Genomic DNA, 21545 nt, shown 5'->3' with positions numbered 1-21545 from the left:
ATGGTTCTAGAAACTCTAAAACAAATAAAAACTGCCTTAATATTTCTACTTCTCTTTTCAATTCTGACTGGCTTAATTTATCCAGCACTGGTTACCGCATTAGCCCAGCTATTTTTCCCTTATCAAGCAAATGGTAGTTTGTTATGGAACAATGGCCATCCGATTGGTTCTACACTGATTGGACAATATTTTGATGCACCCTATTATTTTTGGGGACGCCCCTCCGCCACCACCCCATTTCCCTATAATGCAACGAATTCTTCAGGTTCAAATATGGGACCTTCTAACCCCGAATTTTTGGATACGGTAAAAAAACGAATCGCTGCGCTTCGACAATATACTTTGGCAGATCAAAATGAGACCAGACAATTAGTACCAGTAGATTTAGTTACTGCATCGGCTAGTGGATTGGACCCTGAAATAAGTCCACTCGCAGCCTTATATCAGATTCCTCGTATTGCCAAAGCACGCCATATTTCAGAACAAGAAATTCAAGGATTAGTAAATCAGTTAATAAAAAAACGTACCCTGCATCTTTTAGGAGAACCACGAATCAACGTATTGGAGCTCAATTTAGCTCTGGATCATCTAAGGACAACTCAATGACCGACAAACGCCCTGATCCTAATGCATTACTACAACAAGTATTAGAAGAGGAACAACAAAAACAACGTGGTAAACTCAAAATTTATCTTGGTGCCGCACCCGGAGTTGGAAAAACACATTCCATGCTTCATGAAGCAATGCAGGAGCAAGCTAAGGGATTAGATATCGTAGTCGGTATTGTCGAATCTCATGGACGGATTGAAATTGAGGAAATACTTAAAAATTTCGTCATCTTACCTAAAGTAACCATTGATTATCACGGAAAAAAAATACAAGAATTTGATTTGGATGCCGCCCTGAAAAGAAATCCAGGATTAATTCTCATGGATGAAATGGCACATACAAATGTTAGTGGTGTACGGCATAAAAAACGTTGGCAAGATATTAAAGAACTATTAGACCGTGGAATTGATGTATGTACCACCCTCAATGTTCAACACATAGAAAGCCTCAATGATGATGTCTCACAAATCATTCATGCCCCCGTTCAAGAGACAGTCCCGGACTCAATGATTGAAAGGGCGAATACGATTGAGTTAGTTGACTTAGCCCCCGAAGATTTATTAAAACGCCTGTCCGAAGGTAAAGTCTACGTCCCCAAACAAGCCCGTCTTGCTGCAGAGTTTTATTTTCGCAAAGGAAATCTAATGGCTTTACGCGAATTGGCATTACGTACTCTAGCAAAGCGGGTGAATACGCAGGTACTTTTATACAGACAAGGTCAAGGTATTAAACACATTTGGCCCATTATGGAAAAGATACTCGTTTGCGTGGGGCCAGGTCCTGAGTCACATAAATTGATTCGAGCAGCCAAAAGAATGGCTACCAGTCTGCAAGCCGATTGGATTGCCGTATATGTAGATTCCACACGAATTCAATTATCTAGAACGCAACGTAATCAAGCCATAAAGAATTTATTTTTTGCAGAACAGTTAGGGGCTGAAACTCATATTTTAATGGCTTATGACCTTGTTAAAGAAGTCATCAATTTTTCTCGTGATCAAAATGTCACCCTCATTATGATCTGCAAACAAATTCGTACGCGATGGAGAAATTTTTTCTTTCGCAGTTTGGCCGATGAAATTTTACGCTATAGTGGTGAAATTGATGTCTATACCATGACCATAGCATCAAAAAAATCAAAGAGTAAAAATCTTCCCAAACCAAAGACGCCATGGTTCTATTACCTTTTATCGACCAGCATTGTCACGGTCACGACACTGATTAATTATTTAATTTATCCTCTGGTCAACGAAACCAGTTTAACTCTGGTTTATTTAATAGGAATGATTTGCATTGCATTATTAGGACGTACAGGACCTGCAATTTCAGGAGTTATTCTCAGCATTTTAATCTATGATTATGTGTTTATTCCACCCTATTACAGCTTTCTCATGGCACAATCCGATTATTTCTTCACTTTGATTATGATGTTCATTATGGCGCTGTTTATTTGCCAGTTAACTTTAGTCACCCGCCGTCAATCAGAAATTGCACGGCTTGCAGAATATCAAACCTCTGCCTTATATACCCTAAGTCGGCGATTATCGAGAACACGAGGGATAGTCAGATTACTAAGAACAGGGGTTAATTATATTTCAGAAATTTTTCATTGCGAGATTATCGCGTTGTTACCAAAAAATGGAAAACTCGTTGTTCAAGCGAGCGCAAAATCACATCAAGAATTGGATGAAAAAGAGTACAGCATTGCTCAATGGGTGTTTGAATTAGGACAAAAAGCAGGATGGGGAACTGATACCCTCTCCTTTTCTAATGCCTTATTTATTCCGTTACTTGGTGCACGCGGTACCATGGGAGTTTTAAGGGTCCAACCCACCAAGAATGATGATTGTACAACACCTGAAAAAATACAGCTTCTGGAATCATGCGCCAATCAAATTGCACTTGCTATAGAGGTAGATAGTTTGCAAGAAGAACAAAATAAGTCAGGTAATACTTCTGTTTAACTACTTACTCATGTTACGCACATGACCTTGTAGTTTGAATAAAAAGCATTAGAATTTCGTCCTTATTTTAGGGAGGAAGTTAAATGGATATGCTTGATCTTTATAGTGATTATTTAATTTGTCAGAACAAATATGCGACAGCCACCGGATTATCTGATTTGGTTGATGGAGCATTTGCGCATGACAAGGTGACTCGATTTCTTCGTTTTGAGTCTTTTGATTCAAAATCCCTTTGGCGCTATGTAAAAAAGCCAGTGAGGTCGCAAGAAACGGTTGGTGGTGTCTTAATACTGGATGACTCCATCGAAGAGAAACCCTACACGGATGAGAATGAAATTAATTGTTGGCATTACTCTCATGCTAAAGGGAGCGTGCTCAAAGGAATCAACATCTTGTCATGCATGGTTCGCTATGCTGACTTCAGTGTACCCATAGGGTATGAGGTGATTAAAAAAGATGTTGCCTATTGTGATATTAAAACCAAACAAGCCAGAAGAAAATCATCGGTTACCAAAAATCAATTATTTCAAAACCTGATTACTCAGGCCATTACCAATAAAGTGATGTTTGATTATGTGCTTGCAGACAACTGGTTTGGCTCGAAGGCCAATATGGTTCACATCCATAAAGACCTTCAAAAATCGTTTATCATTGGGATTAAATCTAACCGCACGTTAGCTTTATCTGAAAACGAGGCCAAAAACGGACGGTACCAACAAGTAAGAGCTTTAGAATTAGAAGAGGATGTAGCCCACACAGTCTGGCTTAAAGGCCTAGACTTCCCCGTGAGGCTCCTGAAAAAAGTGTTCAAAAACGAAAACGGTTCAACAGGAATTCTCTATCTTGTTTCTAATGACATGCCAAGTAGTGCCGAACGTCTTTATGAAGTGTACCAGAAACGGTGGCGGATTGAAGAGTATCACAAATCAATTAAGCAAAATGCAAGCTTAACCAAGTCGCCCACTCGAACCGTTAAAACTCAGTGTAATCATATTTATGCTTCTATTATTGCATACTGCAAGCTGGAATTGTTGAAGATAAAAACTCAATTAAATCATTTTGCCATTAAGTACAGATTGATCCTTAGAGCAAATCAGCTTGCATGGCGGGAGCTTAAAAATATGGCTGCTTAAAATAGATCGTGCGTAACATGAGCTACTTAGATTGCCTAGCCTGGTGCAAACACCGTCATCTCAAGCGCAGCGAGGGATCTCCCATGATCTGGCACACTGTTACGATTGAGAGATCCCTCGTTACACTCGGGATGACGCCAATACCCCTTACCAGAATTTGCCAAATTCTGATCCTTAGTATGGAAAATTATTCTAAATTACAATAGGATAATTAATATTTAGGTAAAAAGGATTTACCCATGATGATCGCAACCTTACTAGCACCAGGTAATGAAACCCGAGTGGCCATTACCCCTAACTCAGCGAAGCACTTTATTAAATCAGGCTTTGAAGTCGCTATAGAAAAAAATGCTGGAGTCGCTGCACGTTTTAGGGATCAGGATTATGAACAAGTTGGCGTATCGATTCAGAGTAAAAAAAGCATATTAGAAAAAACCAACATTCTGCTTTGCATTAATGAACCAGATCCCAAAGAGCTAGAGGGTTTATCGCCAGGCGCGCTAGTCATCGGACATATCGATAACGAACCAGAAAGTAAATTAATCACCTGGTGCAAGGAAAAACAAATTACCTTATTTTCAATGAACCTGATTCCACGCATCAGTCGGGCCCAAAGCATGGATAGTCTCTCCTCACAAGCTAATTTAGCAGGCTATAGAGCGGTCTTAGAAGCATGTACCCAGTTTCATCGTGCAATTCCCATGATGATGACGGCTGCAGGAATGATTCAGCCGGCTAAAGTACTCATTCTGGGCGCTGGAGTCGCAGGCTTACAGGCAATAGCAACAGCCAAACGTTTGGGTGCCGTAGTTTATGCGTTTGACGTTCGGCGTGCAGCAAAGGAACAAGTTGAAAGTTTAGGTGCAGAATTTATTGAAGTAAGCCAGGATCAAGATAGTGAAACGAAGGGAGGATATGCTTCCGAAATGAGTGAAGAATATAAAAAACTTCAAGCAGAACTGATTGATCAATACGCGAAATTAGCAGATATCATTATTTCCACAGCCTTAATCCCCGGTAGAAAAGCGCCTATTTTATTGTATAAAAAAACAATAGAAGAGATGAAACCCGGTTCAGTTGTCGTTGATCTTGCCACCTCACGAGGTGGCAATTGTGAAGTGAGTGTTCCTGATAAAACAATAAAGCATGGAGAAGTCACTGTCATTGGTTTAAGTAACATGGCTGGCTTGGTTCCAGCTACCGCAAGTGAGCTTTATGCCAATAATCTGGTACATTTAATTAACCTCTTAGCACAAAACCCACCCGAAATTACGTTTAATCCTAATGATGAAATCATTCAGCAAGCAGTACTTTGTCATCAGAATCAATATCTACCCTTCCAGGTAATAAAGGAGACACAAAATGCATGAGATGAACTCCCTAGGAAATCCATACATTGCCATACTGACCATTTTCGTTTTGGCCTGCTTTGTTGGATATTATGTGGTTTGGAAAGTCACCCCAGCCCTCCATACGCCGTTAATGTCAGTAACTAACGCCATATCCAGTATTATTGTTTTAGGAGCACTCATTGCTGCGGGTACTCAGCTAACAGGGAAAATCACTTGGATAGGCGGCCTCGCAATATTTATCACCTCAATTAACATTTTTGGTGGATTTGTTGTTACCCAACGCATGTTGCGTATGTATAAAAAATAATGACAAACATTATAACCGTTGACCACTCTTTTAAAACCGTGGGAAAAAGTCATATTTTAATCCTAGATGGAACGAATATGGCTTTTCGATGAACCGTAGTGAATCGTTACAAAAATAAGGATGATTTCTCATGACAACCCTGGTCCCTTTATTTTATCTATTATCTGCCGTGTGCTTTATATTGGCGCTAAAAGGCTTAGCCAGTCCCGCATCGGCAAGAAGAGGAAATCTTTTGGGTATTGCCGGCATGATCCTCGCGGTAGGTTCAACCTTGATGATGCCAACAACATACCATCAGCCCCTACTCATTAGTTTAATCATCGCAGGAGGCATAATTGGTACGTTCATTGCCTTCAAAATTAATATGACAGCTATACCGCAGCTCGTCGCAGCCTTCCACTCTTTAGTGGGTATGGCCGCAGTTTTAGTTGCTTTCTGCGCGTTCTTATCCCCTACCTCTTTTCATATTGGCGTTCCAGGAGCAATTGCCAAAGCAAGCCTTATCGAAATGAGTCTTGGTTTAATTATAGGTGCCATCACTTTTTCAGGTTCAGTCATTGCTTTTCTCAAATTGCAGGGCATTATGTCGGGTGTCCCCATTAAACTCTTAGGTCATAACACCATTAATTTGATTACCGCGGTAGTCATCCTTATTTTATTTGCCTTGTTCTTAATTAATCAGACACTAACGCTGTTTAGTGTAATGGCAGGACTCGCTTTTTTACTGGGCGTATTACTCATTATCCCTATTGGTGGTGCAGACATGCCCGTCGTCATTTCTATGCTTAACTCTTATTCAGGATGGGCAGCCGCGGGTATTGGATTTACACTAAGCAACCATTTGCTTGTAATTACCGGGGCTTTGGTCGGTGCGAGCGGAGCCATTCTGAGCTATATCATGTGTGTTGGCATGAACCGATCTATTTTCAATGTCATTTTTGGAGGTATCCAATCATCAGGAAGTCACTCACAAGCGAATGCAACAAATGAATCACGTACAGTACGTCAAGGTAATGGCGAAGATGCAGCATTTCTATTAAGTAATGCTAAAGATGTAATTATTGTTCCTGGATATGGCATGGCCGTAGCGCATGCGCAACACGCAGTTAAAGAATTAGTTGATGCCCTAGAACGTCGCAATATCAAAGTTCGCTTTGCAATCCACCCTGTTGCTGGTCGTATGCCTGGGCATATGAATGTGTTACTTGCTGAAGCCAATATTCCTTATGATAGAGTGTTTGAACAAAGTGAAATTAACCGTGATTTTACAAGCTGTGATGTAGCATATGTTATTGGGGCAAATGACATCACCAATCCGGCAGCAAAAACTGATCCAGGCTCACCAATTTATGGCATGCCAGTCTTGGAAGTAGAGAAAGCTAGAAATGTATTATTTGTCAAAAGGAGTTTGGCCCCAGGCTATGCAGGCGTCGAAAACGATTTATTTTATCATGATAATACGTACATGCTTTTTGGTGATGCTAAAGCGATGACTGAGTCGATTGCTAAGGCTTTGGAAGCATTATAGAAAAGCCCACTAAATCTTCACATCAACTGAATAGCTTCTGAGAAATTCTCAAAAATTACAATCAACTTCCCTACGTACCGCGCTTTATGCGCGGTATCCAGAAGCTGTTGCTTCGCTTTTAGAATTTTTTTCCTTTATAAGGCTAAGGATACTGCGTAGGAGTTTTTGAAAAAAATTTTAGCAGTGAGTTGTCAAGAATTTATCCAACGTTTGCCATGCATACAAAATACGGGTATCTTAGGTCGTTTACAATTATGGAGTTATATAATGCTACAAAAATTTAGACTTGTCTTACTGTGTGTCGCCGCGTCTTTAACTACAGGCGCGCATGCTGTGGAAAGTTTGCCTACTAAGACTATTGGAGCCACAATTGAATACATATTGCAAAGCAATGTTCCCGAACCAGTGGCTAATTTTTTTATGTGGACGATAGAGGCTGAATGTAAAATTGTGTCTGAAGATCAAAGTAATGATATTTTATTCGTAGCTCTGGCAAAAAAAGGAAAAGTTAATAACATGGATTTAATCGCAGGACAATCTTTACTGCTAACTGTTCATCCGAATGACATTGTGAAATTAAGCGCAGACTCAGGGGCACGAGTTGATATCACTAATTTTGGGCCCCACACAGTTAAAGCAATTTGTACTGCTTAATAGAAATTTTAATTCTAATAGAGCGTCGCAATGCTCGGGATGGCGAGGGAAGCTCCCTCCCTAATGTTCCCGAGTTGCATGAAATTTAATTTTAGGATACCGCTCTTCAGCCATGGTTAAATTAACACGGGTTGGAGCAAGATACATCAATGCATCGCTTCCGTCCAAAGCCAAATAATCATGCGCTTTTGTACGGAATTCACTCATTGCTTTATCATCATCAGAGTAAACCCAACGAGCACAGGCGACATTCACATTTTCATAAATACAATCCACTTTATATTCATGTTTTAAACGATGCGCTACCACGTCAAATTGCAGCACACCCACTGCCCCAAGAATTAACTGATTACTATTTAATGGTCGAAATACTTGTGTTGCCCCCTCTTCCGATAACTCGATTAAACCTTTTAATAAAGCCTTACTCTTTAAAGGATCTTTTAAACGCACTAACCGAAACAATTCAGGTGCAAAATTGGGGATACCGGTGAATTTTAATTGCTCACCTTGAGTAAAGGTATCACCTATTCGAATTGTTCCATGGTTATGTAGACCAATAATATCGCCAGGCAAAGCAACTTCTGTATGTGAACGATCACCCGCCATAAAAGTTAAAGCATTAGCAATTTGCACTTCTTTGCCAATACGCAGATGATTGATTTTCATTCCTTTTCGATAAGCTCCGGAGCAAATTCGTAAAAAAGCAATTCTATCCCTATGCTTTGGATCCATATTAGCTTGGATTTTAAACACAAATCCGCTAAAAGCATCTTCATTAGCAGAGACAATACGCTCTTGGGCTGTCCGAGGTTGTGGACCTGGAGCATAACGTACGTAATCATCCAATAACTCTTTGATACCAAAATTATTAATTGCCGAACCAAAATAAACTGGCGTCATTTTACCCGCTAAATAATCCTCTAAATTGAATTCATGCGAAGCCCCTTTCACTAAATCAATTTCCTCACGTAATTCTTGGGCACTTTCCCCCAAAAGCTCATCCAGTAGAGGGTTATCCAAACCTTTAATTTGCATTGCTTCTTGCTTTTGGGCGTTCTTACCGGGTTGATAGAGATAAACGATATCTTCATAACGATGATAGATGCCTTTAAAACGTTTCCCCATACCTACAGGCCAGGTCACAGGCGCGCATTGAATACCTAAAACAGATTCAACTTCATCCAACAAATCAATAGGATCACGACCCTCGCGATCCAATTTATTAATAAAAGTCATAATCGGTGTATCACGCAAACGACATACTTCCATCAATTTAACCGTTCGCTCCTCGACCCCTTTAGCTACGTCAATAACCATCAGCGCTGAATCTACTGCGGTCAGGGTACGGTATGTATCTTCAGAAAAGTCCTCATGCCCAGGGGTATCTAACAAATTCATTACATGCTGATTGTGTACAAACTGCATCACTGAAGTAGTAATAGAAATGCCACGCTCTTTTTCCATCTCCATCCAATCGGAGGTCGCATGCCGATCGGCTTTACGTCCTTTGACAGTTCCTGCCAATTGAATTGCACCTCCGAACAACAGTAATTTCTCGGTTACTGTGGTTTTACCTGCATCAGGGTGAGAGATAATTGCAAAGGTTCGTCGTGTATTAAAATCCTGATAAAAATCGGACATGAAGTTCTCTAAATAAATATAATGTTAATGTATGTAGTGAATTTTAAGACATTCCTGAACAAATACAAGACGAAGGCGTTGTTTCTAGGGTAAACACCGCTCGAAAAAGGGAGATTACACTCATAAAACGAGATTTGAATAGTCATTAACGCATAAAAGCGCTATGATTAAAGAGGATTATGAAATAGGTCAACTGTATATCTGCTTAAACTCATAGATGCAGAACACAACTACATCATCCCGAGCGCTGTGGCCCTGAATGACGGGACTATAGCCGCCCAAAATCACTAAATAAAATTTATAGGAGATAAGTGTTCATTATGAAACGTTGCCCTTGGGTTGGTACTGGCAAACCTTATTATGAAGAGTACCATGATAAGGAATGGGGTGTTCCCGTACATGATGATCACAAACACTTTGAAATGCTTATTCTTGAAGGAGCACAAGCTGGTTTGAGCTGGGAAACAATACTCAAACGGCGGGAAGCGTACCGAAAAGCATTCAAACAGTTTGACCCTCATGCTGTAGCAAAGATGAGCGATGAGGAATTAAATAGCTTGCTTAACGATTCGGGGATTATTCGTAATCGTCTTAAAATTTTTTCGGCGCGCAAAAATGCGATCGTGTTTCTTAAGATTGCTCAAGAATTTAGAACTTTTGACAACTATATTTGGCAATTTGTGAATGGAAGTCCCAAAATAAATTACCCTAAAACACTTCAAGAAGTCCCTGCCCGTACTGCTGAATCTGACGCGTTATCCAAAGACTTGAAAAAAAGAGGAATGAGTTTTGTCGGGTCAACGATTATGTATGCCCACATGCAAGCAGTAGGTCTGGTTGATGATCATCTTGTCGATTGTTTTTGCAAAAATTGAAATCATGGTGCATAAAATCGGTTAATTTAAGCCTTTAGGAAGGACAAAAGCCCCTTCTAGAACTGATCTATCCCCACGAATTATGAGTTGAAATAAAGAGCGTCTCATGATCAAATGAGCGTCATTAAGACTCATGGAAATTAAAATGTTAGCTGTAGAAACCTATCTTTATAATTCGCTTACAGAATCATGTCCTGAAATTCATATATCACGATTGAATGCAGTAATGGATGTAGCATCAGGCTTAAGACATAGCCAAAACCTTTCATTAAGTGAATTAGGGAGGAACTTGCCTGGAGATGCAAAATTAAAAAATAAGATAAAGAAAGTTGATAGGCTGGAAGGCAATAAGGCACTGCATAATGAACTTTTTTCCATTTATCAAGGGTTATCAAGCTTTGTTTTTACTTACATCTCGCAAGATACAACCTTACCTTTGATTGTAGATATTTGCTGCTTAAAAGACGACCGAGAAATTCAAATGCTCAGTGCAGAAATAGCGTTAAAAGGTAGAAGTCTTCCTCTTTATCGAGAAGTGTATAGAGATACCGAAACAAAAGGACGAGCTAAGGACTTTTTAAAAGAGTTGAGTCTTTGTTTGCCCAAAAATCGTCGAGTAATCGTAATCATGGATGCCGGTTTTTATGAAGAATGGTTTAAAGAAATAGAAGCGCTGGGCTGGTATTGGCTAAGTCGTGTAAGAGGAGTTAAATCGGTACAATTATCCGAAGAACTGGGATGGAAACTCATTAAAGAACTAATCCCTGATATTAAATCTAAAACGACACATTATGAGCATGCTCTATTAACCAAAGAGCATACAAGACCTTGTAGGGTGGTTACAACCTATCGTAAGCCTAAGGGAAGAAAGGTAAAGACATCACGAGGAAAAACCACCTCGACACTGTCTAATGGAAGTTATAGTCAAGCTAATAAAGAGCCATGGATTTTGGCTACTAATTTACCATTGGATGTAGGGCCTACTGATATTATCAATCTCTATTTTAAAAGAATGCAAATAGAAGAATCGTTTAGAGATGTTAAAAGTCATCAATTCGGACTAGCAGGACGTTATGTGCGTACTCATTCAGTAGATAGATGGGGAGTAAAAATGCTTCTTGCTGCTATTGTGCAAATTACTTATTGGGTTATTGGAGTAATTGCACATAGTCAAAATAAACAACAATACTTCCAAGCCAATACGGTCAAAGATAAGAAAATATTCTCTTATTTTACCCTGGGTAAGCTTATGATTGAGCATAATCAGCTCTGTTCCTTAGCCCCTGACCCTAGAACCTTACAAGAGATTATAGAACAGGAGCTTAACCGTGTTTGGTAATTTCGTGGGGATCTTTCAGTTCTAGAAGGCTCTGCCCCAAGACTTCGAGACAGCGCTGCGTTTCCTCTGCACGGGCACAAAAAAATTTTGGAAGATTGCCTCAGCACCTCGTTTCGCTCAGATTAAGATGAAATTCTTTTCAAAATTTCCTCAATAGGTAAACCCATAACATTATAATAAGAACCTTTTATTTCTTTAACAAACGTGTCATGAACATTTTGAATACCATACCCTCCCGCTTTATCAAAGGGGTCCCCTGAGTCAACATAATTTTGAATTTGTCGTTCTGTAAGCGAGTGAAATGTAATACTGGTTGTTACGCAATCAACCCACCACTTTTGTTCGGGTAGAGAAATTAGGGCATAACCGGTATAGACCTCGTGGGAGCTGCCACTGAGCATACGCAGCATTCTATAAGCATCTTCAGGGTCGCGAGGTTTTTCTAAAATATGGTTCTGATAAGCTACGGTAGTATCTGCTGCCAGAATAAAATCTGCTGCTCCTACTTCAATCTGAGACAAAATAGTTTGAGCTTTTTCTCTGGCCAGTCGAGTTACATATATTTTAGCTTCCTCATCTTTTTGCAGAACTTCTTCAATATTGGCAGGCATAACAACAGTAGCCAATCCGTGCTCTTGCAATATTTGCAATCGTCTTGGTGATGCGCTAGCTAAGATGAATTTTAATAGATGCTTAGGCTTCATGAGTTGTGTTTCTAAAAATAGGATTAGATGAATTATCAGCCTCTATTTAATTCCATGCAATATTGACGCATGATACATTAAGTGATCTTCGATAAAACTAGCGATAAAATAATAGCTGTGATCATAATGCTCATGCATTCGTAGGTTCAGTTCGACTCCAGCCTTCAAGCATGCTGCCTGAAATAATTCGGGTTTGAGTTGCTCCTTTAAATAAGGATCCTGTGCACCCTGATCAATGAGAATGTGTTGATGTGGCCATCCTTTAGCTAAGATGAGTTCGCAAGCATCATATTTTTTCCACCGCTCCTTATCATACCCCAGATATCCTGTGAATGCTTTTTGACCCCATGGACATTGCGATGGGGCGCAAATAGGTGCAAATGCAGAAACTGAACGATAGTGCTTAGGATAAGTTAATGCCAAAATAAGCGCACCATGCCCTCCCATTGAATGGCCAAAGATACCACATGCTTGATGATTAACCGGGAAATGGTCTTGCAGTAGATGGGGTAATTCTTCATGTACATAAGTCGACATTTTATAATATTTTGACCATGGAGATTGTGTGGCATCCACATAAAATCCCGCACCCATACCAAAATCATAACTCTCCTGAGCGCCTGGCACATTATCTCCTCGAGGACTTGTATCCGGAGTAACCAGTGCTAAACCTAATTGGGCAGCAATCCGTTGCGCCCCTGCTTTCGTAATAAAATTTTGCTCCGTACATGTTAATCCGGAAAGCCAATACACTACGGGTACGCTTTGTTTCCGTGCGAGAGGTGGTAAAAAAAGACCAAAGCGCATAGTACAATGGGTTGAATCAGCTTGATGGGCATAAACCCGTTGAATACCTCCAAAACAGTAATGTTCTTCAATGAGTTCAATGGCCATTTAATTTATTCCTTGAAACACACTTTTAAAAAGTGAGCACCGTACGGATTGATTGACCAAGATGCATTAGATCAAAAGCATGATTAATCTGCTCAACCGGAAGAACTCGGGTAATTAAATCATCCACATTGATTTTCCCATCCATGTACCAATCAACAATTTTAGGTACATCAGTACGTCCACGTGCACCACCAAATGCAGATCCCTTCCATACTCTGCCAGTGATCAATTGGAACGGTCTAGTAGAAATCTCTTGACCTGCTCCTGCAACCCCAACCACAGTACAAACGCCCCACCCTTTATGGCAACACTCCAATGCCTGACGCATCAGTTTTACATTCCCTACGCACTCAAAACTGTAATCAGCGCCTCCCTTAGTCAGCTCAACAAGATAAGCTACCAAATCGTTACTGATTTCCGAAGGATTAACAAAATCGGTCATTCCCATTTTTTCTGCCAAAACCCTCCGTTGAGGATTAATGTCCACCCCTACAATCTGTTCGGCTCCCACCATACGAGCACCTTGGATCACATTAAGCCCGATACCCCCCAAACCAAAAACAACAACTCGAGATCCTGGCGTCACTTTTGCAGTATAAATCACAGCCCCCAGACCTGTAGTTACCCCACAACCGATGTAACAGACTTTCTCAAAAGGAGCATCTTTACGAATTGCCGCAACAGCAATTTCAGGCAATACAATATAATTAGCAAACGTTGATGTCCCCATATAATGGAATATTTTTTTTCCATTAAGGCTGAAACGGCTTGTTCCATCAGGCATAACCCCTTGACCTTGTGTTGTTCGAATTGCCTGACAAAGGTTGGTTTTTTGGGAAAGACAGTATTCACATTGACGGCATTCAGGGGTATATAAGGGAATCACATGATCGCCTGGCTTAACAGATGTCACTCCCGCACCAACATCTACAATAATACCGGCACCCTCATGTCCTAAAATGACTGGGAAAAGACCTTCAGGATCATCACCAGATAAAGTAAATGCATCCGTATGGCAAACACCTGTAGCCTTAATTTCAACAAGCACCTCCCCCTTTTTGGGGCCTTCCAAGTCAACCGTTTCAATTACTAATGGCTTCCCTGCCTCATAAGCTACTGCTGCCTTTACTTGCATCAAACCTCCGGTAATGAAAGAAACATCATCTTAAGTAATCTATTCATTTAATTAAAAAAAACGTTCTAAATAAGATAATGTAAATGCAGATGATCGCTTTAGCAATGAAAACTGTAACTAAACTACAACTTATCACTTCGCATTTTTTTCTATTTAGTATTATTTTATACTTAAAGACTAAAGTAGCACTATAAAGCTTAAATAAATCTCAATACATAGGGTACTAGAGTATGATCATTCATAGTGAATTTAAGCCTGCTTGGTGGTTAACCAATGCGCATGGACAAACTCTGTATCGAACTTTAACTCATCGCATGAATGCCTTTGTTGACTCTTATGAGCGGCTTGAATTGCCTGATGGCGATTTTATTGATTTAGCCTGGAGAGTGAATGGATTAAACAAGGATGCTCCTCTAATTATTTTGTTGCATGGATTGGGAGGTGATGAGAATTCAGCTTATGTTGCAACCTTATTCAATGCATTCAATCAATCAGGTTATCGAACCGTATTGATGAACTTCCGTGGTGCAAGTGGCGAACCAAACCGTTTACCACGTTTTTATCATGGTGGCGATACTGCAGATTTGGCTTTTTTGCTCCAGGTTATAAAACTGAGAGAGCCCACAACAAAAAAAGGGGTAGTCGGTATTTCTTTAGGCGGTAATGTGCTCCTTAAATGGTTAGGAGAAACAGGGTCTCAATCTCTAATTGATGTTGCTGTTGCAGTTTCTGTACCCTTTCAATTGCAAAACGTGGTTCATAAATTAAATAAAGGATTTTCTCGGGTGTATCAGAAATATTTGTTAGAAAAATTGCGTAGGGTTTTTCTCCAAAAATTGGATGTTTTTAATAACGAATTGCCGCTGTCTCAACAAAAACTTTATTCAATAAAAACTCTATATGAATTTGATGAACAAATAACTGCTCCGTTACACGGATTTACCAGTGCAAGTGACTATTATCAAAAATCCAGTTCGCGGCAGTATCTATCTCTAATCAAAACGCCTACTTTAATTATTCATGCTTTAGATGATCCTTTTATGACATCTGACATTCTCCCAACCTCCAAGGAGTTATCTCCCGATATTCTCTTAGAATTGAGCCAACATGGAGGCCATGTAGGATTTATCGCTGAGAGAAGACACCATTGGTTGGAGCAACACATACCTAATTTTTTAATGGATTACTTTCCGCACCCTTCTTATCTACGTGATTTTGAAAAGATTAATTAATTACGTGCTGATTACAAAGCGAATACCCAGCAATAACGCCTCAAAAACTAACACTCTGTGTTCCCTATATTTATTTGATGAAGTTGGCACTTATCCAGTTCGACTTAACATCGAATGACCAAAAAAAACCCATTATGTTCTATACTTACAATTAGAGTTTTTTTAGAGCCTAGATGATGATTAGAACAAAAATAATTAACAGCGAAAGCTTACTTAAAATCTATGCAAGCAATTACTCGTCATTGGCCCATAATCGCGCTGATCTGGAATACTTTAAAGAATGTAAAGTGCGGATATTTTTTAGAGAATCAGAGGAAAAAATGCTAGCAGGTTTTTGCATCAATTCAGGTCCTAACTATCGTACATTTCTTCCTTTAAATCCATCTCAATTACAAAAATTATATAATGCTCATCGCTTTGATCGAAAGAAACCCCATGAAATTACATGCCTTTGGATAGAGAAAAAGTCACAGCATGCTACATGGATTATATTTCTTTATTTTATATTATTTCTAGATGTGCTGTGCCTGCATCCAGGCCCCCTTATTTTTGGAACACACGGGAAAAATATCAGTACCTTTTTTTCCCTACCGTTTCCTAAAACCATTTTCAATGAAAAGCTATTTGTACCTACAAAAGGAGAGGAATGCGATTTTTGGATTAGAAAAGGTTCTAAATTGCAATTCCTCAAAGGTTTTATGGTCCTTGCAACCATCAGATTTTTTGGGGGGAATAAAGCATTAGCTCGCTTTCGCTTGTTGCTTGATAAAAAAAAGCCAAGTTGAACTAAATTCCTGAGCAATATCATGGAGAGTTGTATGAGTAGTATGAAAAGAGAATATTCTTCTTTGAGACAATTGGCGTTATATGGAGGGTCTCCCATTCGCCAAAAACCATGGCCTACCTATGACAAAGGAAATGTCATCATTGATGAGGAAGACACCGAACTTATCTTAGATGTGATTAAAAGTAAGCGATTGTTTCGCTATGATAATCGTGAAATCAAAGATACTAAAGTAGGACAATTCGAAGAGGGGCTGAAGGAATACTTTAAGAGTGAATTTGCACTGGCTGTCAGTTCAGGTACTGCAGCAATTTCATTACCTCTTATGGCTCTCGATCTACCTGACGATTCATTAGTGGGATGTCCTGCGTATTCATTTACAGCAACACCGAGTGCCATTATACAAGCAAAATTAAAACCACTCCTAATCGAAGTCGATCGCGATCTCCATATGGATCTTACGGATCTTGATAATAAAATGAGTCGCCTAAAAGCATTAGTGGTGGTTCATATGAGAGGATTTCCCGCCCCGCTCCCCCAAATTATGGAAATCGCCAATAAACATGGTGTGCCTATTATTGAGGATGCGGTACCTAGTCTTGGCTGTAAATTAAAAAATAAATATTTGGGTACTTATGGTTTAGCCGGGGCATTTAGCACTCAATCAGATAAATCATTGAATACCGGAGAAGGGGGATTTATCTTAACCAACAACAAAGACCTCTATCTAAAATGTGTGATTTTATCAGGAGCTTACGAGCGTCTTTATGAAAAGCATTTTTCCGACCAACCGTGTACCATTGACTTCACCAGGTTGCCGTTATTTAACTTTCGCTTGGATGAAATCCGTGGTGCACTTGGAGTATCCCAATTAAAAAAATTAAATAAGCGACTTGACTTGTTGTCCCAAAATTATGCTTACGTCACTCAAGGCATTAGCCCTTTAAAATATTTACGACCACGTGCTACCTGGGATAAAACTGCATTGCCTTTGGGTGATAATTTGCTTTTGGAGTTAGAGGGCTCGAGCGAAGACTGTTGTTGGTTTGCCGAAGCACTTACTGCAGAAGGAATCGACACGAAAGCGCTTGGTGATCCCAATAAAATCAATGTGCGAAGATTTTGGGACTGGGCCTATTTATTCAAGGATGTATCCAAACAAGAAATTCCCGAGCTTTATCCTAATAGTTTTAGATACATTAGTTCTTATATTGATATTGCGCTATCACCCACATTGGGAAAAGAAGATCTGGATGAACTTATAACTGCTATCAAAAAGGTGCATGACCATTATGGACTCAAAAAATGATTTGAATCATTGTGTTGCTTTAGTTACAGGGGGAAATGGAGGATTAGGCCTAGCCATGGCGTGTGCTTTGCAACAAGCAGGCGCACAAGTTATCATTTGTGGCCGAGATCAGGAAAAATTAAAACACGCCCAAATACACCACTTAATTCCTCTAACAATGGATGTGAGTTCGGAGGACAGCATTCACGCTGGCTTTAAAACCATTGAAGATCAATTTAAAAGATTGGATATCCTGATTAACAACGCAGGTATCTATGAGGACCAGCATCTTTCAGCTCTTTCACTGAAACATTGGGAACATCTCATCCGTACCAATCTTACTTCAGTTTTTCTTTGTTCTCAAAGTGCGGCACGTTTCATGAAACCACAACAACGTGGAAAAATTATTAATGTGGGTTCTATGTATTCACTATTTGGACATCCTAATTCCATTGGCTATGCCACAACAAAAACAGGGATTTTAGGTCTCACGCGATCGCTTGCATTAGAACTTGGCCCTTGGAATATTCAGGTAAATGCTATTTTGCCGGGTTGGTTTGAAACAGCAATTAATGGCTCCTTGCCACAAACAACTCGCGGCGAAGAAATTAGGAAGAAAACAGCACTCGGTAGATGGGGAAAACCCCAGGATATTGGGCCTTTAGCCGTTTTTCTCTCTTCAAGCGGCTCAGATTTTATCACCGGAGCCATGATCCCCATTGATGGAGGATACTCCGTTTCTGATCGAACAATCTGGTGATGCATTCACCGAGGTGCGTCAATCCCGAACGCCGTGAGGATCTCCAGTACTGTCAATATTTGAGCTCAAATCAGGAGATCCTTCGCGTACACCACTCTGGATAATAAGTAAGACATTACCTCGATAAAATACTTGGAGTTGGCTTAGAGTCTAATTCAGAAATTGTTGCAATCACTGAGTCCATTAACTTTTGTTCACTCATCCTTGTTTTTTCTGGCTTAAAATTCACGTACGTATTATCTATCACTATATCATAGTAGCCGTCGTCGCAGCGCTTTATCTTAATATGGATTGATGAGTAGTTCTCAGGGAGTTGTATTCCGGCATTTTTGATAAATTTTTCCACATTATGTTTTGATTTATTAATCTCATTAAACCAATCAATAAAAAAATGTTCCTTATTCTTTGATGCAAGCAATTGATGAAGTTCTATAGGTAACTTTTCGCTAAATTTTTCTCTATTTACTTCCCATATAAAGTGCTTCATTACTGCATTAGCACTGATGTTCTTTAATGAGGTTGGTTGATCTGGCATAAATATCTTCTCTATCTATTTTTTGACCAAAATAAAAAAACAATTATGACATAAAAATACACAATGTTAATAATTAAGACACCTTACCATCGAAAAATGTGTATCAAGATTTTCAGGTGGTAATTCCTTTTTATTATGAATCAATTAAATGGAGAAAATAAAAATTCAGGCTCCGATTTAGGCTGCTTTTTATCTTGATGATAAGAAAATAACATCGGGGAATTCTTAATAGCTGTAGATAGAGATTCTTGAAATAAATAATCAAATCGTTGATGTGAAAAATCAATCCCCCTCACATTGGTCTTTAATGATTTGAAAATATTAAGCTCATCTATATCACTTTCTGTTTTTCTTTTTGGAAGTAGTGCATTGTATTTCTCCAATAATGCCAAAACAATTTCGTTCTCCGTAGCATCTTGCATCTTTAATTTTTCGCATTGATACCTGCCATTTCCTTGATATATGCATTCTACACTTGCCCATTCGCGCTCGGGACAATCAATATGTCCATATATCACTACGCTATCCCCAGGGTCTATATCTTGCTCATTAGCATCAAGTCCCATTGTTTCACTGTCTATGCTTTCCTCTTTAAGATCTATAGGATCAGCAAGAAAGTCTTCATTGTAGACTTCTAAAAACTCATGCTTTATTTCACTTTCTGTCATTGCTTTAGGTAACCCAAAACCTCGATATTTATGATCGCCCATCGCCATAGAATGCAGTCCACTCCCATTTTTAGATGCATCAAATAAGGTAGCCATCCAATATTCAGAGAAATTGTTGAGATAGAGCCAATCCCCGGGAATTAACTCCTCTGGTGTTAAACCAAATTTATAAGGAAGTATTTCTTTTAAATCATCTGCAAAATCTCCGGATAAAAACATACCGTCTGCAATGATGAGTGGCTTTCGTGCAAAAAGAAGATCAAAATTGTTCGCACCCACGGTATCTAATAACGCTTTATATTGAATAGAGAGCATCCAACTATGACATTCAAGTACAACAAGATGAGAACCATCAAAAATTGAGTTGATGGCTTCAGAGGGACGCTGTCCATTTTTTAATATAAAAAAGCCATTTTGCTTATCCGGCATATGCCAATAATGCTCATCGAGTTGCAAATAATTTTCTTTTTGTGTTGGATATCTATAATGTTCTGCCTCTAAATGAAATTTATCGGTATCCATGAGCTTTATTGCATTATATCGAAACAATAATTCCGCATTAAATCGTTTATAAGATTTAAAATAACGAAGACTATTAACCATTTTTAAGAGGATATCTCTTTTTAAAGGATCCCCCTCTTCCTTTGTTAAAGCTAATCTTCTGATTTCCAATTCTGAGGCCATTTTTTCTGGGGAATCCCCAAATTTTGTGAGATTGATTTCATAGAGTCGCGTTAGAAAACTACTGCCGTTAAAAAACTGTTCATAGGTTTGAATTATCTGGAATCGTTTAAAATCCTCAATTAGTTCCTGAAGATTACTAAAAACAATTTTCTTCTTATGGTTTAATATCATATTAAACCGATGTTCATTGCCTGCGACTGCAGATTTTAATTCGTCAGATTTAAAATCGTGAGTGATCTCAACATACTTTTTATTTTGGTAAAAACGGAACAGGAGCATGAATTTAAAATATATCGTAAATAGGTCACATATTGTTACACTTATCCCTCCAAATTGGAAATATAACTTACACTAGGGATTATTAACTCGCTATTTGAGAAGAGTAAGAACAACTTTTTTAAACGAATTAAGCAAAGCGAATGTCCCGACCTCAACTAGTTGTTGGCCTATTTTGCCACTCCAATGCTTTCGTTCCAGTTTCCAACCTATAAAAAAAGCAGAAACAAGCAATAACAAAGTAGGTACATGAAAACGAGTTAGTTTACTTTCGGCAAAATACTCTTGATGTTCAGCTACTTTGTTGCTCTGGAATCGCAACTTCTTGTCCATCAGTGCAATTTGTGCCCGAATCTGTCTTCTCGAGTTGCTCATGCTCTTCGCTCTTTTGAGAAAAATATGCTCTTGTTTTAGGAAAACTCATACTTTTTAAGTTATAGGATAAATACTTAAGCAATCCAAGTAAGAATCCCACATTCAACAGTAAAACAAGGGAAATAGATAGCAGAAAACGATTAGATGCCAAAAATACAAAATAACCTATTAAAAACATAGCAGTTAGCCATACCGTAATAAGCACCACAAACAGCATGCATATATTCAGTAATAAAGGAAAAACGCTAAGTCCAGCTAACTTTGCCTCAAGACGAATTAAAGACCATACTGTTTTAATAACAGATATTTTTGCAGTAACTAGAGCTTCTAACTGTTTAAAAACTTCCATTACTTTTTCATTAACCGAGACAATAAAAAGCCAATTCCTCCTGCGATTAAAACAGAAGTTAATGGATTGTCTTGTACTTTCTTTATTAAATGATCAGAATATTCTTTGACATTTTCTTCTACTTGATTTGCCTTAGATAATCCTTCTTCATACAGTTGATTTACCTTTTTTTTCCCTTCATTTAGTAATTGGCTTGCAGCTGCTTCAAGATGGTCTCTAGGAGTATATGTTGGTTTCTCACTGGAACTTTTCATGTTATTACTCTCCTTAGTTAACAACGTTTTCTTCATACATTTCGTGAAACATAATATATAAATATAGTTATTGCTGGGGATAAATCAATAAATACTTTCCTTTTTTATTGTGCGTTTGACTCTTTTTTGGACTTCTATGGAGTCAATTAAATTGTCGCGCATTTCCCGCCCATTTAGAAAATAAAATAATAAAATCAATTTTATT

General features: G+C 38.8%; 21 protein-coding genes. 13 read left to right on the top strand and 8 right to left on the bottom strand.

Annotation, left to right across the window (positions count from 1 at the left end; genetic code table 11):
* The 7 genes from kdpC (at window position 1) to OQJ26_RS03890 (ending at window position 7547) form a co-directional block, all read left to right on the top strand.
* Window positions 1-606, top strand: coding sequence for a potassium-transporting ATPase subunit KdpC (gene kdpC, locus OQJ26_RS03920; protein WP_265702656.1), 606 nt, complete (start codon window positions 1-3; stop codon window positions 604-606).
* Window positions 603-2573 (top strand): DUF4118 domain-containing protein, encoded by a 1971-nt coding sequence (locus tag OQJ26_RS03915; protein WP_265702655.1) that lies wholly within the window; start codon window positions 603-605, stop codon window positions 2571-2573. Before kdpC ends, OQJ26_RS03915 begins: the two co-directional genes overlap by 4 nt.
* A gap of 83 nt (window positions 2574-2656) precedes the next feature.
* Window positions 2657-3706, top strand: coding sequence for an IS701 family transposase (locus OQJ26_RS03910; protein WP_265701959.1), 1050 nt, complete (start codon window positions 2657-2659; stop codon window positions 3704-3706).
* Between the two features lie 239 nt (window positions 3707-3945).
* Window positions 3946-5076 (top strand): Re/Si-specific NAD(P)(+) transhydrogenase subunit alpha, encoded by a 1131-nt coding sequence (locus tag OQJ26_RS03905; RefSeq protein ID WP_265702654.1) that lies wholly within the window; start codon window positions 3946-3948, stop codon window positions 5074-5076.
* Window positions 5069-5365, top strand: coding sequence for a proton-translocating transhydrogenase family protein (locus OQJ26_RS03900; RefSeq protein WP_028379911.1), 297 nt, complete (start codon window positions 5069-5071; stop codon window positions 5363-5365). Before OQJ26_RS03905 ends, OQJ26_RS03900 begins: the two co-directional genes overlap by 8 nt.
* Before the next feature lie 130 nt (window positions 5366-5495).
* Entirely contained in the window at window positions 5496-6893 is a 1398-nt protein-coding gene (locus tag OQJ26_RS03895) for an NAD(P)(+) transhydrogenase (Re/Si-specific) subunit beta (protein ID WP_265702653.1), read from the top strand.
* Window positions 6894-7058: 165 nt separating this feature from the next.
* On the top strand, window positions 7059-7547 hold the full coding sequence (locus OQJ26_RS03890) for a hypothetical protein (RefSeq protein ID WP_265702652.1): 489 nt from the start codon (window positions 7059-7061) through the stop codon (window positions 7545-7547).
* 60 nt (window positions 7548-7607) lie between these two features.
* Here OQJ26_RS03890 and OQJ26_RS03885 read toward each other — a convergent pair whose 3' ends face one another.
* A complete protein-coding gene (locus tag OQJ26_RS03885) occupies window positions 7608-9188 on the bottom strand; it encodes a peptide chain release factor 3 (RefSeq protein WP_265702651.1) in 1581 nt (526 codons plus the stop codon).
* A 320-nt stretch (window positions 9189-9508) separates the two neighbouring features.
* Here OQJ26_RS03885 and OQJ26_RS03880 point away from each other — a divergent pair, with 320 nt between their 5' ends.
* Both OQJ26_RS03880 and OQJ26_RS03875 read left to right on the top strand, forming a co-directional pair.
* Window positions 9509-10063: a DNA-3-methyladenine glycosylase I gene (locus OQJ26_RS03880; RefSeq protein WP_265702650.1), complete on the top strand. Its 555-nt coding sequence runs from the start codon at window positions 9509-9511 to the stop codon at window positions 10061-10063.
* Window positions 10064-10196: 133 nt separating this feature from the next.
* Window positions 10197-11402, top strand: coding sequence for an IS4 family transposase (locus OQJ26_RS03875; protein WP_265702028.1), 1206 nt, complete (start codon window positions 10197-10199; stop codon window positions 11400-11402).
* Window positions 11403-11524: 122 nt separating this feature from the next.
* Here OQJ26_RS03875 and OQJ26_RS03870 read toward each other — a convergent pair whose 3' ends face one another.
* From OQJ26_RS03870 to OQJ26_RS03860, 3 genes are read right to left on the bottom strand one after another with little or no spacing between them, the layout of a single operon-like run.
* Complete coding sequence (locus OQJ26_RS03870) at window positions 11525-12106, bottom strand: nucleoside triphosphate pyrophosphatase (RefSeq protein WP_265702649.1); 582 nt, start codon at window positions 12104-12106, stop codon at window positions 11525-11527.
* A gap of 42 nt (window positions 12107-12148) precedes the next feature.
* Window positions 12149-13000: an S-formylglutathione hydrolase gene (gene fghA / locus OQJ26_RS03865; RefSeq protein WP_416209940.1), complete on the bottom strand. Its 852-nt coding sequence runs from the start codon at window positions 12998-13000 to the stop codon at window positions 12149-12151.
* A gap of 25 nt (window positions 13001-13025) precedes the next feature.
* Complete coding sequence (locus tag OQJ26_RS03860; RefSeq protein ID WP_265702648.1) at window positions 13026-14135, bottom strand: S-(hydroxymethyl)glutathione dehydrogenase/class III alcohol dehydrogenase; 1110 nt, start codon at window positions 14133-14135, stop codon at window positions 13026-13028.
* Window positions 14136-14365: 230 nt separating this feature from the next.
* Between OQJ26_RS03860 and OQJ26_RS03855 the strand changes: the two genes are divergently transcribed.
* From OQJ26_RS03855 to OQJ26_RS03840, 4 genes are all read left to right on the top strand, one after another.
* Window positions 14366-15367: a hydrolase gene (locus tag OQJ26_RS03855; protein ID WP_265702647.1), complete on the top strand. Its 1002-nt coding sequence runs from the start codon at window positions 14366-14368 to the stop codon at window positions 15365-15367.
* 173 nt (window positions 15368-15540) lie between these two features.
* A complete protein-coding gene (locus OQJ26_RS03850) occupies window positions 15541-16152 on the top strand; it encodes a hypothetical protein (RefSeq protein ID WP_265702646.1) in 612 nt (203 codons plus the stop codon).
* Window positions 16153-16185: 33 nt separating this feature from the next.
* A complete protein-coding gene (locus tag OQJ26_RS03845; RefSeq protein ID WP_265702645.1) occupies window positions 16186-17460 on the top strand; it encodes a DegT/DnrJ/EryC1/StrS family aminotransferase in 1275 nt (424 codons plus the stop codon).
* Window positions 17444-18199 (top strand): SDR family NAD(P)-dependent oxidoreductase, encoded by a 756-nt coding sequence (locus tag OQJ26_RS03840; protein WP_265702644.1) that lies wholly within the window; start codon window positions 17444-17446, stop codon window positions 18197-18199. Before OQJ26_RS03845 ends, OQJ26_RS03840 begins: the two co-directional genes overlap by 17 nt.
* Window positions 18200-18314: 115 nt before the next feature.
* On the opposite strand, the gene OQJ26_RS03835 is transcribed toward OQJ26_RS03840, so the two are convergent.
* The 4 genes from OQJ26_RS03835 to OQJ26_RS03820 form a co-directional block, all read right to left on the bottom strand.
* Window positions 18315-18734 carry a type 2 periplasmic-binding domain-containing protein gene (locus OQJ26_RS03835; protein WP_265702643.1) on the bottom strand — a complete coding sequence of 140 codons (420 nt, stop codon included), beginning with the start codon at window positions 18732-18734 and terminating at the stop codon, window positions 18315-18317.
* A gap of 140 nt (window positions 18735-18874) precedes the next feature.
* A complete protein-coding gene (locus OQJ26_RS03830) occupies window positions 18875-20257 on the bottom strand; it encodes a transglutaminase (protein ID WP_265702642.1) in 1383 nt (460 codons plus the stop codon).
* 397 nt (window positions 20258-20654) lie between these two features.
* Window positions 20655-21086, bottom strand: coding sequence for a hypothetical protein (locus tag OQJ26_RS03825; RefSeq protein ID WP_265702641.1), 432 nt, complete (start codon window positions 21084-21086; stop codon window positions 20655-20657).
* Window positions 21086-21340: an ElaB/YgaM/YqjD family protein gene (locus tag OQJ26_RS03820; RefSeq protein WP_265702640.1), complete on the bottom strand. Its 255-nt coding sequence runs from the start codon at window positions 21338-21340 to the stop codon at window positions 21086-21088. The genes OQJ26_RS03825 and OQJ26_RS03820 overlap by 1 nt, the downstream gene beginning before the upstream one ends.
* Window positions 21341-21545 lie beyond the last annotated feature (205 nt).

It is taken from the genome of Legionella sheltonii, from assembly GCF_026191355.1.
Taxonomy (GTDB): Bacteria; Pseudomonadota; Gammaproteobacteria; order Legionellales; family Legionellaceae; genus Legionella; species Legionella sheltonii.
This window is presented reverse-complemented; position numbering and strand designations above follow the sequence as displayed.